This window comes from Lichenibacterium dinghuense (genome assembly GCF_021730615.1).
GTDB classification, from domain to species: Bacteria; Pseudomonadota; Alphaproteobacteria; order Rhizobiales; family Beijerinckiaceae; genus Lichenihabitans; species Lichenihabitans dinghuensis.
Genome location: NZ_JAJLMN010000001.1, coordinates 5,459,058 through 5,473,096, shown reverse-complemented (window position 1 = coordinate 5,473,096; position 14,039 = coordinate 5,459,058). Strand labels below are relative to the sequence as shown.

The following is a 14,039-nucleotide window of genomic DNA, read 5'->3' as shown; positions in this document are numbered from 1 at the left end:
TCGCAACGTCGTTCAGGAGCCCATCATGATCACCGACCGAAGGTCCGTCCTCGCCGGCCTCGCCTTCATCGCCGCCACGCCCGCCGCGATGGCCCAGGCTCAGAAAGCCGCGCCCGCTACCCCGCTCACCGACTTCGCAGGCGTGAAGACTGCGAGCGATTACTACATGGGTGTCCTCGGTCCGGCCGAGGCGTCGCTGACGACGTCTCTGATCGCCGTGGAACGCGCAACGCAGAAGAATGCCCATGAGTTCGCCGGTTTCGAACTCGGCGAGGCCATCACGGTCGACGAGGTGCTGAAGGATCTCGGGACCACGGCCCCGGTCGATTCGAAAGCCATGGCGTCGGTCGAGAAGATCAAGGGAGCCGCGAAAGGCGAGAGCTTCGACCGCGCCTACATCACGTTCCAGCTCGAAAACCACGAGTACCTGCGCGACCTCGCCGACGCCTACCTGCACAACACCGCGGGCGCGACCGACCCCATGGAGAAGCAGGGCCGACTGCTCGCGTCCGTGATGCTGGCCGTCTTCAAGGAGCATACCGCGATCTGCAAGCGCATCTACGCCGAGCTGAAGGCTTAAGGCGCCCGCTCCCCGTTCGCCCCGCCATTTGGCCTGTATCCGCTGGAATCGCTTTACACGATTGACAGCGATGTCCGCGCCGACATCAATCCTCCGACGAGATCTGATCCCATGACATACGTTTTCCGCTCATCCGCCCTGCTGGCCGGCTTCATGTCCGGCACTGCCCTGCTGGTCACACCCGCGGCCTTCGCGCAGACCGCCGCACCTTCGGCTCCGGCTGCTGCCAACGCTGATCCCATGCCCGACGCGCCCGTGGTCGAGCCCGCATTTTCGACCGTCGCGACCGTGGCGGAGACACCCGACAGCGGCACGATGAAGCGTGCCGACAAGGACATGGCGACCGTCCTAAGGAAGCTCGGTGAGCTCGGCGCGAAGCCGATCCAGTCGCGCTCCGTCGAGCAGGCGCGCACCCAGCCGACCCCGGCCGATGCCGTCATGGCCGTGCTCAAGGACGAAGGCAAGGACCCGGCCGCGCTGATGGCGGCCATGAAGGTGTCCAAGAAGGACATGACCTACCCGACCGCGGGTGGCACACAACTGGTCCGCATCTACACCCCGGAGTCCGCCGGTTCTGGCCCGCTGCCCGTCATTGTCTATTACCACGGCGGCGGCTGGGTGATCGCCACGGTCGACACCTACGAAGCGTCCGCCATGGCTCTCGCCAAAAAGGCGAACGCCATCGTGGCGAGCGTCGAGTATCGCCATGCGCCCGAGAACAAATTTCCGGCCGCGCACGAGGACGCCTTCGCGGCCTACAAGTGGGCTTTGGCCAATGCCGGGCAGTTCGGCGGCGACCCCGCCCGCGTGGCCGTGGCCGGCGAGAGTGCCGGCGGCAACCTCGCCGCCAACGTCGCCATCATGGCGCGCGACGGCAACGTGCAGAAGCCGACCCACATGCTGCTCGTGTATCCCGTCGCCGGGACAGACATGAACACGCCGTCCTACATCCAGAACCAGAACGCCATGCCGTTGTCGAAGGGCGCCATGGGCTGGTTCGTCGACAAGACGCTGGCGAAGCCGGGGGACGCCAAGAGCCCGATGCTGAACCTGACCACGATGGTCGACCTCAAGGGCCTCCCCTCGGCGACCGTGATCACCGACAGCATCGATCCGCTGATGTCGGAGGGCAAGATGCTGGCCGAGAAGCTCAAGGCTGCTGGCGTGCCGACGGCGTACAGGAACTACGAGGGCGTGACGCACGAGTTCTTCGGCATGGCGCCGGCCGTGTCGGACTCCGAAAAGGCTCAGGATGCGGCCGCGCAGGACCTTCGCGAGGCCTTCGCTGGCAAGCCCCAGGCGAAGTAGCTTGGAGTTGATCTGAATGGGCGATGTCGCAGTCGTCCACCCTCGACTTTGATCGCACCTTCTAGTGTACTTTCTGACTGGCCCATGTTTTAAGCCTCGCCCTCCCATTACACTTGAATAGCCTTGAGCAGCCGCAAGGGAAGGGGCGCTCCTCACAGCGGAGTGCCTCGACCGAGGAAAGGACAGCCGCTTCGGAGCTTCTCCCGCTCCGAAGCGGCCTTTCCGCTGTCCACCCACTTCTGCTGTCCGGCCGGAGTCGACCCAAGGACGACGTAGCGTCGGATGCGCAGCCTGCCCCGAAGCAGCCGCTCGATGACGCATCTCCCATGGCGCGACCCGATGGCGGATACGGAGGGAGGGTCCGCGACGAGCGGTGCGGGCCTGACTGTCCGTCTCTGCTGGTCGTCAGTGGCGAGGACGCGAAGCGGATCGTCGCGGAGCTGTCTCTGCAGTGTTGAAAATGTACGGCAGCGTCCGACGTCAGGCCGTTTCTGGGATCGCCCCCTCCTCCACCAGCACTCCGTGGGCGGCCTTGAAGGCGTCGAGGCCGGCCGGGATGCCGCAGTAGGCGGTGGCGTGCAGGAGCGTCGCCTTGATCTCCTCCACGGTGACGCCGTTGTTGAGCGCGCCCTTGACGTGCAGCTTGATCTCGGGCGCCCGGTTCAGCGCCGTCAGCATGGCGAGGTTGATGAGGCTGCGCGTCTTCCGGTCGAGCGTGTCGTCGCCCCAGGCCCAGCCCCAGGCGATGGCCGTGGTGGCGCGCTGGAACGCCATCATGAAGTCGTCGGCCTTGGCCATCGACGCGTCGACGTAGTCGGCGCCTAGCACCTCGCGGCGGATCGGCAGGCCCTTGTCGAACAGGGCGGCATCCTCTGACATGGCGTTCCTTTCCGAATGGTTCGGGTGGGCCGTCACAGCCCGCCCAGGCAGACGTATTTCAGGTCGAGGTAGTCATCGAGGCCGTAGCGCGAGCCTTCGCGGCCGAGGCCGGACTGCTTCACGCCGCCGAAGGGCGCCACCTCGGTGGTGATGAGACCCTCGTTGACCCCGACCATGCCGCAGCGCAGCGCCTCCGCGACCCGGAAGGCGCGGGCGAGGTCGCGCGTGAAGAAATAGGCCGCGAGGCCGTATTCCGTGTCGTTGGCGAGCGCCACCGCCTCTGCCTCGGTGTCGAAGCGGAACACCGGCGCGAGCGGGCCGAACGTCTCCTCCCTGGCTACGGCGGCCTCCGCCGTGACGCCGGTCAGCACTGTGGGCTGGAAGAAGGTGCCGCCGAGAGCGTGCGACCGTCCGCCGGCCGCGACGGCGCCGCCGCGTCCGAGGGCGTCGGCGATGTGGTGGAGCACCTTGTCGACGGCATGGCCGTTGATGAGCGGCCCCTGCTCGGTCCCGGCCTCCAGGCCGTCGCCGACCACCAGCCCCTCGACCGCCGCGACAAGCCGTTCGACGAAGCGGTCGTGGATGCCGGACTGCACGATGAAGCGGTTCGCGCAGACGCAGGTCTGCCCGGAGTTGCGGTATTTCGCGACCATCGCGCCCTCGACGGCGCGGTCGAGGTCGGCGTCGTCGAAGACGATGAAGGGCGCGTTGCCGCCGAGCTCCATCGACACGCGCTTCAGGGTGCGGGCGCTCTGCGCGACCAGGATCTTGCCCACCCGGGTCGAGCCCGTGAAGGTGATCTTGGCGACGTCGGGGTGGCCGGTCAGCGCTTCGCCGATCGCGACCGGCGCGCCCGTGACGACGTTGACGACGCCGGGCGGCACCCCGGCCTCCTCGGCGAGCGCCCCCCAGGCGAGGCCCGAGAAGGGCGTCAGCTCGGACGGCTTGATGACGATGGTGCAGCCCGAAGCCAACGCCGGGGCGAGCTTGCGGGCGATCATCGAGGACGGGAAGTTCCACGGCGTGATGGCGCCCACCACGCCCACCGGCTCGCGCGTGACCAGGATGCGCCGGTCCGGCCAAGGGGATGGGATGACGTCGCCGTAGACGCGCTGCGCTTCCTCGGCGAACCAGCGCAGGTAGGCGGCCGAGCCCGCGACCTCGCCCCGCGCCTCCTTCAGCGACTTGCCCTGCTCGCGGGTCAGCAGCGCCGCGAGCGGCTCGACGCTCGCCTCGACGAGGTCGGCCAGCCGGCGCAGCACGCCGGCGCGGTCCTTGGCGGTCCGCGCCTTCCAGGCCGGGAAGGCCGCCTTCGCGGCCGCGACGGCCTCGGCCACTTCGGCGGCGCCGCAGTCCGGCACGTGGCCGAGCACGGCGCCGGTCGCGGGGTTGTGGACCGCGATCGTGCCGCCGTCCGCCGCCGCGATCCAGCGCCCCCCGACGTAGGCCTCCTCGCGCAGGAACGACCGAAAGTCCGCCGTCTCGGGCTCGGAACGCGTCATCAGAACACCCTCATGTCGTCAGGCTTGCAGGTGAGGTCGACCGCGCGGCCGGGGGCGACGCGCGACGTCTCGTCGGGGGACAGGCGCAACGACAGCGGCGCCCCCCACGCGGTCTCGATCGCCACCTGCGTGTATTCGCCGAGGTAGGTCAGCCCCTTCACGGTCCCCTTCAGGCGGGGCGTCGTGTCGGCCGGGCCGTGCAGGCGCAGGTGGTCGGGCCGCACCATCACCGATACGGCGTCCTGGTTCAGCTTCACCTTGTCGGTCGCGAGGCCCCGGAGCGCGGTGCCGTCGGGCAGGACGATGCTGTTCTCGGAGCGGGACAGCTTCCCGTCGAGGAAGTTGGAGTTGCCGATGAACCCCGCGACGAAGCGCGAGGCGGGCGCCTCGTAAAGGTCCCGCCCGGTGCCGATCTGCTCGATGCGGCCGGACTGGAACAGCGCGACGCGGTCGGACATGCGCAAAGCCTCCTCCTGGTCGTGGGTGACGTAGAGGATCGTGACGCCGGTCTCGTCGTGGATGCGCTTGATCTCGAACTGGATCTCCTCGCGCAGCTTCTTATCTAGGGCGGACAGCGGCTCGTCCATGAGCAGGATCGGCGGGTCGTAGGCCAGCGCCCGGGCGAGCGCCACACGCTGCTGCTGGCCGCCCGACATTTGGGCCGGCATGCGGTCGGCCATGCGGTCGAGCCGGACGAGCTTGAGCATGGCGGCCACCTTGGCGTCGACCTCGGCCTTGGGCTGCCGGCGCACCCTCAAGGGGAAGGCCACGTTGTCGGCGACGGTCATGTGCGGGAACAGCGTGTAGCGCATGAGAGCCTTCTCTGATTGGGGCTCTGGAGGTCAAGCGCTCCTGTCAGGTTTTTTGTCCCGTTCCCGCGGGTCACACGCTTCTCTTCGCGGTCGGCGTTTCGCCGCCGCATGATGGGGTCAGTCCGGCTCGGTCCCTCGATCTGTTTCACGACCTCGCGACGTCGCCGCGGGCTCAAGACTCTCAACGAGGTGGCCTTACCGATCGTCCCCACGGGAACGGTCCACATCACCCTTTCAGGTGAAGCTCGTGCGGGTGGCGGCCCGCGGTGTCCTCCGAGCGTCAGGCAACTACGGTGGCGGGCGCGGTGGTCGGCCCGGTGCCGAACCGAAAGTCGGTACCGTCGCTCCACATCCGGTGCAGGACCACGGCCAGCTTTCGGGCTACGGCAACGCGCGCCCGCGCCATGCCGCGATGCTTGGCGATCGTCATGCCCCAGGCCCGCAGGCTGGACCATTTCTGGCTGCGCACGAGCAACGCGTTAGCGGCCTCGTACAGGGCCGTTCGCGCCAGTTCGTCGCCGCATCGGCTGATCTTGCCCTGAATGTCGGTCTCGCCCGACTGGTAGCGCGAGGGCGTCAGGCCGAGATGGGCACCGACGTCGCGCGAATGGCCGAACCGATCGGGTCGGTCGATCGTGGCGCGAAACGCCAGGGCGGTGATCGGGCCGACGCCGGGTGCGCTCATCAGCCGCCGACAGATCTTTTCCTCGCGCACGATCTTCAGCACCTGTTTTGTCAATCGGGCGAGCTGCTGGATCATCGTCGACAGTACAGTGAGCAACGGCTCCACCATCGCCAGCAACGCTGTGTCGTCCGAGCAGAGTTCGCGCACACGCTTGTCGAAGGCCGCCCGGCTCGGCGTGCCGACCTTCAGCCCGGCTTCCCGAAGCATGGCCCGAACGACGTTCTCGATCGACCGCATCTCGTTCAGCACCGTGCGGCGTGCGACCAGCAGCGAGCGCCACAGCCGGCACTGCTGCGACTTGACGTGCACCTGCCGGAACCAGCCGGTGCGCATGATCTGCGCCAGGGCACGCGCGTCGTTGCGGTCGGTCTTGTTGGGCATGGTCTTCATGGCGGCGTTGGCCTGCCGTGTCTCGATGCAGACCGCCGCCAGCCCCGCCGCGCGCAGGCCCTCGTGCAGCCAAGCCGTCAACGAGCAGGCTTCGAGGCCGATCCGCTCGATCGGCAGCTTCAAGCCCTGCAGGGCCGCAACCAGCGGCCCTGGCGCGCTCGCGGCGCGCAGCTCCTTCACGATCCGACCCGCGTCATCGACCACGCAGATCGCGGTCTCTTCCAGGGACACGTCCAGTCCGGCATAGTACGTCATGGTTGCTCCTGTCGCGATGCTTGTGGCCGCTCGACACGGACCACGTTGAACCATCCGGGCAGGAGCAGCCACCGTTGGGCCTGGGCTGGAGCCCCAATCACCCCATCTGTTTGACCTGTCTCAGCTGTTCTAGGCTCGGATCAAGCGGTGGCAGTTGGCGATGCTGACGGCATCTTCGGCTGCCGTGGTGCTCTGTTCCAGGTTGCGCGTGAGGCGATGATAGCGGTTGGTCAGGGTGCCGAAGGTGCCCTCGATGCGCCATCGCACGGGCAAGGGCTTGAAGCCTTTCACGTCCCGCTCGCGCGTAGAGACCTGAACCTCGATGCCATGAGGTGCAACGGCCTGCGCCATGCGGGCACCGCTGTAGATGCCATCGACCTTGACGCGTCGAGGCGTCCAGCCCTCGGCAGCGGCGCGGTCCAGCAACTCTGCCGCGGCGGCCGTGTCGTGTACGTTGGCGGCCGTCACCGACGTGGCGAGCACGAAGCCGAGCGAGCAGGTCAGCACGTGACGCTTGATGCCCTTCACCTTTTTGTTGCCGTCCACGCCGCGCTTTCCCGCCTGCGGCCCTGACGCGACGCTTTGCGAGTCCATGATCGCCGTCGCGGGTTCGGGGTCGCGTCCGCGGCGAGCCCGCTCGGCGCGCGTCAGCACGGCTGCCATGTCGGCCCACACGCCGTCGGCGCGGAAGCGGTCGTGCCAGGAGCGCACGGTCTGCCACGGACCGAACTCCTTGGGCAGAAAACGCCATGGACAGCCGGCCTTCTCCAGATACAAGCAGGCGTTGACGATCTCGCGCAGGTCAGCGGTCAGCGTCCTGTACACGCCCATCATCGGCGCAAGTGTCGCCCACTCGCTGTCTGTCAGATCGCTCGGATAGCGCCGACCGTCATCCTTGTAGCGATCCCGAGCCTCAGCAGTCCACATCGTCGCCTCCACCAGAAACGACAACGCAAACCAATCAATGAAAGGTCAAACAGATGGGGTGATTGGGGCTCCAGCCCAGGCCCAACGGTGGCTGCTCCTGCCCGGATGGTTCAACGTGGTCCGTGTCGAGCGGCCACAAGCATCGCGACAGGAGCAACCATGACGTACTATGCCGGACTGGACGTGTCCCTGGAAGAGACCGCGATCTGCGTGGTCGATGACGCGGGTCGGATCGTGAAGGAGCTGCGCGCCGCGAGCGCGCCAGGGCCGCTGGTTGCGGCCCTGCAGGGCTTGAAGCTGCCGATCGAGCGGATCGGCCTCGAAGCCTGCTCGTTGACGGCTTGGCTGCACGAGGGCCTGCGCGCGGCGGGGCTGGCGGCGGTCTGCATCGAGACACGGCAGGCCAACGCCGCCATGAAGACCATGCCCAACAAGACCGACCGCAACGACGCGCGTGCCCTGGCGCAGATCATGCGCACCGGCTGGTTCCGGCAGGTGCACGTCAAGTCGCAGCAGTGCCGGCTGTGGCGCTCGCTGCTGGTCGCACGCCGCACGGTGCTGAACGAGATGCGGTCGATCGAGAACGTCGTTCGGGCCATGCTTCGGGAAGCCGGGCTGAAGGTCGGCACGCCGAGCCGGGCGGCCTTCGACAAGCGTGTGCGCGAACTCTGCTCGGACGACACAGCGTTGCTGGCGATGGTGGAGCCGTTGCTCACTGTACTGTCGACGATGATCCAGCAGCTCGCCCGATTGACAAAACAGGTGCTGAAGATCGTGCGCGAGGAAAAGATCTGTCGGCGGCTGATGAGCGCACCCGGCGTCGGCCCGATCACCGCCCTGGCGTTTCGCGCCACGATCGACCGACCCGATCGGTTCGGCCATTCGCGCGACGTCGGTGCCCATCTCGGCCTGACGCCCTCGCGCTACCAGTCGGGCGAGACCGACATTCAGGGCAAGATCAGCCGATGCGGCGACGAACTGGCGCGAACGGCCCTGTACGAGGCCGCTAACGCGTTGCTCGTGCGCAGCCAGAAATGGTCCAGCCTGCGGGCCTGGGGCATGACGATCGCCAAGCATCGCGGCATGGCGCGGGCGCGCGTTGCCGTAGCCCGAAAGCTGGCCGTGGTCCTGCACCGGATGTGGAGCGACGGTACCGACTTTCGGTTCGGCACCGGGCCGACCACCGCGCCCGCCACCGTAGTTGCCTGACGCTCGGAGGACACCGCGGGCCGCCACCCGCACGAGCTTCACCTGAAAGGGTGATGTGGACCGTTCCCGTGGGGACGATCGGTAAGGCCACCTCGTTGAGAGTCTTGAGCCCGCGGCGACGTCGCGAGGTCGTGAAACAGATCGAGGGACCGAGCCGGACTGACCCCATCATGCGGCGGCGAAACGCCGACCGCGAAGAGAAGCGTGTGACCCGCGGGAACGGGACAAAAAACCTGACAGGAGCGCTTGACCTCCAGAGCCCCAATCAGAGAAGGCTCTTAGCATGGCGATGCTGTTCGCCGTTGCCGTCCCGGCGATCGGGGCGGACGGTTCCACGGCCTTCACCGGCCACTGGCAGGTGGCTGGTGTCGCCGTACCTGACGCCGGCATTCAGGCGCTGACGAACAATGATCCAAGCCTCATGGGCAAGCGCTTGACCTTCACGCCGCAACGACTGAACTGGGACCAGCCAACGTCAACGAATGATGTCTGTATGGGGCCCACCTTCACGCGCCTATCGACCAGGCCTCCGGTCGATCTGCTGCCACAACTTCGCAAGTTGGGCATGCGTCAGCCCGTCGCTTACACGCTTCGATGCCGCTCCGGAAGCTGGGGGCCAGGAGATCAAACCAATGTGTACTTGGGGGCAGCGGGTTCAATCGCGATGCCATGGTACGATAACGGTGTTTTGAGGCTCATCCGCTGATTCAGGGCTGTTTGATCAACCTCCACGCCTGATCCCCATCTGTCCCTTGGGTGGAATTCGCGATTTGATACGGGATCCGGCCGATCAGGCCGGGGTCTCGTGTCACAAGCCCGCTCGGCGCATGAGCGAAGCCGAAACCCGCACCCCGAAGGGGTTTAGCGGATTTCGTATGAGAACCGCTCTGATCGAGCGTTGAGGCGATCCGGCGCCGGCAGAGCGGAGCCATGGTAGTGGGCGGCTGTCCGCTCCTTCCAACCTCTCGCTCCAAAGCAGCCGTTCCGCTGTCCACCCATCGTCGCCGAGCACTGCGGAACTGTCGATCTCGACTCGATCGAAGGCCGCCGGGCCACTTCTCCCGCTGGAACGTTCGTGCGGGTTCGGGCTGCCGAGAGTTCGACCGGTCGGCGTCTTCTCGACCGCCCCGTCCGCCATTAAGCGTCCCGGTCAGGCCGGCGCGACGGCCCAGCCGGCCCCCTCCGAGGCTGCCGCCGCCGCGTCGCTCGGGGAAAGGTCGGACCGCCAGCGCTTCGCGTCTATCCGCCGCCCGGTGAACCCGCCCGCCCCATCGGAGGCGAGCCACAGCAGCGGGGCGACCACGATCCCGGGGCGAAGCATGGCGGCGCGCGCGTCCGGGCCGACCGAGGCCGGGATCAGCCCGGTCTCGGTGGCGCCGCCGGGCAGCAGCGCGTTGACGGTGACGCCGGTGCCGGCGAGGTCCTGCGCCCAGATGATCGTCTCGGACTCGAGCGCGGCCTTGCTGGGGCCGTAGGGCGAGAAGCCGGCGCGCCGCATGGTCTCGTGGTTCATCGAGACGTTGACGACGCGGCCGCAGCCGGAGGCGACGAGCGCCGGCACGGAAGCTCGGGCCATCAGGAACGGGCCGGTGACGTTGGTGTCGACGATGTCGCGCCACACGGTCGGTTCGACTTCCCAGAAGCGCGTGGGCCGGGCGAGGAAGTCGTCGCTGACGAGCCTCATGCCGCGGCCCGCGTTGTTGACCAGGACGTCGAGGCGGCCGAAGCGCGCGAGCGCGGTCGCCACGGTCGCGGCGCAGTCTTGCGCCTTCGTCACGTCGGCCAGGACGGGGAGGATGGCGCCGTCCGGGCCCTCGGCCGCGACGGACTCGACCTCCGCGAGGCTCCGCGCCGCGGTGGCGACCACCCGGACGCCCGCGGCCGCCAGCCCCAGCGCCATCGCGCGGCCGAGGCCGCGGCCGCCTCCGGTGACGATCGCGACGCGGCCCGCGAGGGCGTGGCAAAGTCCGCTCATGCGCTCGACCCCTGCTTCCGCGGCGTTTCCGGTCAGAAACCCGCGACCGCGTGCGGCACGTAATGCGCTTCCAGCGCCGCGACCTCCTCGGGCGACAGCCGCAGCTCCAGCGCCGCCACGGCGTCGTCGAGGTGGTGCGGCTTGGAGGCGCCGACGATCGGCGCCGTCACGCCCGGCAGCCGCAGCAGCCAGGCGAGCGCCACCTGCGCCATGGGCACGCCCCGGTCCGCCGCGATCGTCTCGACCGCGCCCACCACGGCCCGGTCGGCCGCCTCCGTCCCGTAGAGCGCCCGGCCGAAGGCGTCGGTCTCGGCGCGTTTGGTCGGCGGCTCGTCGGTCCAAGGGCGGGTCAGCTTGCCGCGGGCCAGGGGGCTCCAGGGGATCACGCCGACACCTTCCGCGCGGCACAGGTTCATCATCTCGCGCTCCTCCTCGCGGTAGAGCAGGTTGACGTGGTTCTGCATGGACACGAAGCGCGTGAGGCCATGCCGGTCGGCGAGGTAGAGCGCCTTCGCGAACTGCCACGCCTGCATCGAGGACGCGCCGACGTAGAGCGCCTTGCCGCTCTTCACGACGTCGTGGAGCGCCTCCAACGTTTCCTCGATCGGGGTGTGGGGGTCGAAGCGGTGGATCTGGTACAGGTCCACGAAGTCCGTGCCGAGGCGTTTCAGGCTCGCGTCGATCTCGGCCATGACGGCCTTGCGCGACAGGCCGCGCCCGTTGGCGTCCTTGCGCATCGGGCCGTTCACCTTGGTGGCGAGCACGATCTGGTGGCGCGGCACGTAGTCGAGGAGGGCACGGCCGACGATCTCCTCGCTGGAGCCGTCGGAATACACGTTGGCTGTGTCGAAGAAGGTGATGCCGAGGTCGAGCGCGCGCTTGATGAAGGGCCGGCTTTCGGCCTCCGGCAGCGTCCAGGGGTGGTTGCCGCGCTCCGGTTCGCCGTAGGTCATGCAGCCCAGGCACAGGCGCGACACCTTGAGGCCGGTGCGGCCGAGATTGACGTGGTCCATGGTCGACGTGGTCCAGGCAGGGGTGGTGGACGGGAAGGTGGCTCGGTGGCGCGGAAGCGCAAGGACGCGGCGGCAGGCCGGCGCGGCGTCGCCGGCCCCGCGCGCGTGGCGAACGCCGGCCAACGTGGCTGATCCGGTGGGATGTTCGCCGAGGCGCCGGAGCCTGCTCCTCAGTACGGACAATGCGGCGTGGCGTAGGTCTTCGGGAGGCCGGCGCGGGAGACCCCACCGTGGAGCGGCTCGTCCGGCAGTCCTCCGGCGAGGAAGCCACGCGCGGCGAGCAGACGGTTGAGGTCGACTCCGGTCGAAAAGCCAGCGCTCTCCAGCATGAAGACGAGATCCTCCGTGACGATGTTGCCCGAGGCGCCGGGCGCGTAGGGGCACCCGCCGAGGCCAGCGAGCGAGGCGTCAAACTGGCGGATGCCGCTTTCCAGCCCCGCGTAGGCGTTCGCGAGGCCGAGCCCCATCGTGTCGTGGAGGTGGAGCGCCTCCAGGCGGTCGCCCACCGCGCTCCGCACCGCCGCGACCAGGCGCCTGACCTGTGCCGGGTTGCCGTAGCCCACCGTGTCGGCAAGGACCAGCGACGCCGCGCCCGCCGCGACCAGGCTCTCCGCCACCCGCACGACGCGCGCCTCCGACACCGCACCCTCGATCGAGCATCCGAAAGCCGTCGCGCAGCCCGCCTCGACGTGCAGGCCGGGAGCCTCAGCCCGGGCCCAGGCGGCGATGCGGCCGAGTTCCGCCACGGCCTCGTCGGTGCCCTTGTTGGTATTGGCCCGGCTGTGGCTCTCGCTGACCGACACCGGCACGACGATCCGCGCGGCGCCTGCTCGATAGGCGCGCTGCGCGCCCTTGAGGTTGGGGACCAGCGCCGTCACCGCGAGCCCGGGCAGGTCCCGCACGGCCGCGACCACCTCGCCCGTGTCGGCCATCTGCGGGATGAGCTTCGGGGGCACGAAGCTGCCCACCTCGATCGACCGCAGGCCAGCCTCGGCGAGGGCGCGGATCCAGCGGATCTTGAGGTCGGTCGGCATGATGCCGTGCGCCATCTGAAGGCCGTCGCGCGGCCCGACCTCCCGGACCAGGACCGCACCGGCATGATCTTCCGCGCTCATGGCGCCACCGCCGCCCCGACGGTGCCGCCGGCCGGCAGGCCCGTCCGCCTCGCCCGCAGCATCGCGGGCGTGAACACGATCGACACCAGGGCGCCCACGACCAGGATGGCTGCGATGACGTAGAGGCCGGTCGCGAGGTCGCCCGTCAGCGTCTTGGCCCAGCCCATGATCATCGGGCTGACGTAGCCGCCGAGGAGGCCGATGGTGTTGACCACCGCGATGGCCCCCGCCGCCGCCTTGCCCCGCAGGTATTCGGTGGCGATCGCCCACAGGATGGGGTTGCAGGCGAGGATGCCCGCGGTCGCGACGGACAGGAACACCAGCGAAACGGGTAGACTCGTCGTGATCAGGCCCGCGGCGACCAGGCCCACCGCCCCGGCCAGCATGGGGAGTCCGCAGTGCCAAGCCCGCTCGTTCCGCGCATCCGAGCTCCTTCCCGCCAGGATCAGGGCGATCCAGGAGCAGAGATAAGGGATCGCCGACAGGAGCCCGACGTGGAGCGGGCTATTGATGCCGAAGTTCTTGATGATGGTCGGAAGCCAGAACCCGATCACGAACACGCCGCAGATCTGCGTGAACCAGATCAGCGCCAGGAGGTAGACGCGGTAGTCCGCCAGGGCCGCCGTGAACGAGTGTGCGCCGTGGCCGGCCTCGGAGGTGCTCCCGTCGAGGTTCCGGAGCACCATGGCCTTCTCGGGCTCGCTCAGCCAGGCCGCCTCGGCCGGACCGTCGTCGAGGTAGAGGAAGGCGGCGACGCCGATCAGGCAGGTAGGCAGGCCCTCGACGATGAACATCCACTGCCAGCCGTGCAGGCCCGCCGCCCCGTCGAAGGCCGTCATCAGCAGCCCCGACAGGGGGCCGCCGATCAGGCCGGCGATGCCCGTCGCGCAGGTGAAGATCGCGATCACCTTGGCTCGGCGTTCGGTGGGGTACCAGCGCGTGAGGTAGAAGATCACACCCGGGTAGAGCCCGGCCTCGAACAGGCCCAGCAGGAAGCGCACGGAATAGAGCTGCCAGGGCAGGACCACGAAGGCCGTCCCGGCCGCCGCGAGACCCCACAGGATCAGGATGCGCGAGAACGTCTTGCGCACGCCGACCCGCGCGAGCATCAGGTTGCTCGGGATCCTCATCAGCACGTAGCCGAGGAAGAAGATACCGGCCCCGGTCGAGTAGATCAGGTCGTCGAGCCCGAGGTCCTTCACCATCTCGAGTTTGGCGACGCCGATGTTGATGCGATCGAGGAAGGCGAAGGTGTAGCAGACGAACAGGAAGGGGATCAGCCGAAGCGTCACCCTCCTGTAGACGCCCTCTGCCAGGGGCGCACCGATCTTGACCTCCGTCGCGGACATGATGCCCTCCGATTATGGAAACGTTTCCACCTTGTTGCGG

The 14,039-nt window shown here is 68.4% G+C and carries 13 protein-coding genes; 4 read left to right on the top strand and 9 right to left on the bottom strand.

What is annotated here, in order from left to right; genetic code table 11:
* Window positions 1-25: 25 nt before the first annotated feature.
* Window positions 26-580, top strand: a complete 555-nt coding sequence (locus L7N97_RS26270; protein WP_237481398.1) for a DUF305 domain-containing protein — start codon at window positions 26-28, stop codon at window positions 578-580.
* A gap of 111 nt (window positions 581-691) precedes the next feature.
* Window positions 692-1,888 carry an alpha/beta hydrolase gene (locus L7N97_RS26265; protein ID WP_237481396.1) on the top strand — a complete coding sequence of 399 codons (1,197 nt, stop codon included), beginning with the start codon at window positions 692-694 and terminating at the stop codon, window positions 1,886-1,888.
* Window positions 1,889-2,368: 480 nt separating this feature from the next.
* Here the strand turns inward: L7N97_RS26265 and L7N97_RS26260 are convergent, their stop codons facing one another.
* The 5 genes from L7N97_RS26260 to L7N97_RS26240 all read right to left on the bottom strand — a co-directional run bounded on the left by L7N97_RS26260 (window position 2,369) and on the right by L7N97_RS26240 (window position 7,338).
* Complete coding sequence (locus tag L7N97_RS26260; RefSeq protein ID WP_237481395.1) at window positions 2,369-2,767, bottom strand: carboxymuconolactone decarboxylase family protein; 399 nt, start codon at window positions 2,765-2,767, stop codon at window positions 2,369-2,371.
* Between the two features lie 32 nt (window positions 2,768-2,799).
* Window positions 2,800-4,269, bottom strand: coding sequence for an NAD-dependent succinate-semialdehyde dehydrogenase (locus L7N97_RS26255; RefSeq protein ID WP_237481393.1), 1,470 nt, complete (start codon window positions 4,267-4,269; stop codon window positions 2,800-2,802).
* The gene (locus L7N97_RS26250) at window positions 4,269-5,081 is read right to left on the bottom strand and encodes an ABC transporter ATP-binding protein (RefSeq protein ID WP_428981030.1); all 813 of its coding nucleotides are present in this window, start codon (window positions 5,079-5,081) and stop codon (window positions 4,269-4,271) included. Before L7N97_RS26250 ends, L7N97_RS26255 begins: the two co-directional genes overlap by 1 nt.
* Window positions 5,082-5,361: 280 nt before the next feature.
* The gene (locus L7N97_RS26245; protein ID WP_237477084.1) at window positions 5,362-6,411 is read right to left on the bottom strand and encodes an IS110 family RNA-guided transposase; all 1,050 of its coding nucleotides are present in this window, start codon (window positions 6,409-6,411) and stop codon (window positions 5,362-5,364) included.
* A 129-nt stretch (window positions 6,412-6,540) separates the two neighbouring features.
* Window positions 6,541-7,338 carry an IS5 family transposase gene (locus L7N97_RS26240; RefSeq protein WP_237482408.1) on the bottom strand — a complete coding sequence of 266 codons (798 nt, stop codon included), beginning with the start codon at window positions 7,336-7,338 and terminating at the stop codon, window positions 6,541-6,543.
* A gap of 159 nt (window positions 7,339-7,497) precedes the next feature.
* Between L7N97_RS26240 and L7N97_RS26235 the strand changes: the two genes are divergently transcribed.
* Together L7N97_RS26235 and L7N97_RS26230 are read left to right on the top strand one after the other, a co-directional pair.
* On the top strand, window positions 7,498-8,547 hold the full coding sequence (locus L7N97_RS26235) for an IS110 family RNA-guided transposase (protein WP_237477084.1): 1,050 nt from the start codon (window positions 7,498-7,500) through the stop codon (window positions 8,545-8,547).
* A 283-nt stretch (window positions 8,548-8,830) separates the two neighbouring features.
* Window positions 8,831-9,253 carry a hypothetical protein gene (locus L7N97_RS26230; RefSeq protein ID WP_237481391.1) on the top strand — a complete coding sequence of 141 codons (423 nt, stop codon included), beginning with the start codon at window positions 8,831-8,833 and terminating at the stop codon, window positions 9,251-9,253.
* A 444-nt stretch (window positions 9,254-9,697) separates the two neighbouring features.
* Here L7N97_RS26230 and L7N97_RS26225 read toward each other — a convergent pair whose 3' ends face one another.
* The 4 genes from L7N97_RS26225 to L7N97_RS26210 form a co-directional block, all read right to left on the bottom strand.
* Window positions 9,698-10,522 carry an SDR family NAD(P)-dependent oxidoreductase gene (locus L7N97_RS26225; RefSeq protein WP_237481390.1) on the bottom strand — a complete coding sequence of 275 codons (825 nt, stop codon included), beginning with the start codon at window positions 10,520-10,522 and terminating at the stop codon, window positions 9,698-9,700.
* A gap of 32 nt (window positions 10,523-10,554) precedes the next feature.
* Entirely contained in the window at window positions 10,555-11,535 is a 981-nt protein-coding gene (locus tag L7N97_RS26220) for an aldo/keto reductase (protein ID WP_237481388.1), read from the bottom strand.
* Window positions 11,536-11,705: 170 nt separating this feature from the next.
* Window positions 11,706-12,650, bottom strand: a complete 945-nt coding sequence (locus L7N97_RS26215) for a hydroxymethylglutaryl-CoA lyase (RefSeq protein WP_237481386.1) — start codon at window positions 12,648-12,650, stop codon at window positions 11,706-11,708.
* Window positions 12,647-13,999: an MFS transporter gene (locus L7N97_RS26210; RefSeq protein ID WP_237481384.1), complete on the bottom strand. Its 1,353-nt coding sequence runs from the start codon at window positions 13,997-13,999 to the stop codon at window positions 12,647-12,649. Before L7N97_RS26210 ends, L7N97_RS26215 begins: the two co-directional genes overlap by 4 nt.
* Between the last annotated feature and the right edge of the window lie 40 nt (window positions 14,000-14,039).

Bases quoted from the DNA above. Each gene is read 5' to 3' on its own strand.
- L7N97_RS26270 (WP_237481398.1), top strand. From the start codon at position 26: ATGATCACCGACCGAAGGTCCGTCCTCGCCGGCCTCGCCTTCATCGCC.
- L7N97_RS26265 (WP_237481396.1), top strand. From the start codon at position 692: ATGACATACGTTTTCCGCTCATCCGCCCTGCTGGCCGGCTTCATGTCC.
- L7N97_RS26260 (WP_237481395.1), bottom strand. From the start codon at position 2,767: ATGTCAGAGGATGCCGCCCTGTTCGACAAGGGCCTGCCGATCCGCCGC.
- L7N97_RS26255 (WP_237481393.1), bottom strand. From the start codon at position 4,269: ATGACGCGTTCCGAGCCCGAGACGGCGGACTTTCGGTCGTTCCTGCGC.
- L7N97_RS26250 (WP_428981030.1), bottom strand. From the start codon at position 5,081: ATGCGCTACACGCTGTTCCCGCACATGACCGTCGCCGACAACGTGGCC.
- L7N97_RS26245 (WP_237477084.1), bottom strand. From the start codon at position 6,411: ATGACGTACTATGCCGGACTGGACGTGTCCCTGGAAGAGACCGCGATC.
- L7N97_RS26240 (WP_237482408.1), bottom strand. From the start codon at position 7,338: ATGTGGACTGCTGAGGCTCGGGATCGCTACAAGGATGACGGTCGGCGC.
- L7N97_RS26235 (WP_237477084.1), top strand. From the start codon at position 7,498: ATGACGTACTATGCCGGACTGGACGTGTCCCTGGAAGAGACCGCGATC.
- L7N97_RS26230 (WP_237481391.1), top strand. From the start codon at position 8,831: ATGGCGATGCTGTTCGCCGTTGCCGTCCCGGCGATCGGGGCGGACGGT.
- L7N97_RS26225 (WP_237481390.1), bottom strand. From the start codon at position 10,522: ATGAGCGGACTTTGCCACGCCCTCGCGGGCCGCGTCGCGATCGTCACC.
- L7N97_RS26220 (WP_237481388.1), bottom strand. From the start codon at position 11,535: ATGGACCACGTCAATCTCGGCCGCACCGGCCTCAAGGTGTCGCGCCTG.
- L7N97_RS26215 (WP_237481386.1), bottom strand. From the start codon at position 12,650: ATGAGCGCGGAAGATCATGCCGGTGCGGTCCTGGTCCGGGAGGTCGGG.
- L7N97_RS26210 (WP_237481384.1), bottom strand. From the start codon at position 13,999: ATGTCCGCGACGGAGGTCAAGATCGGTGCGCCCCTGGCAGAGGGCGTC.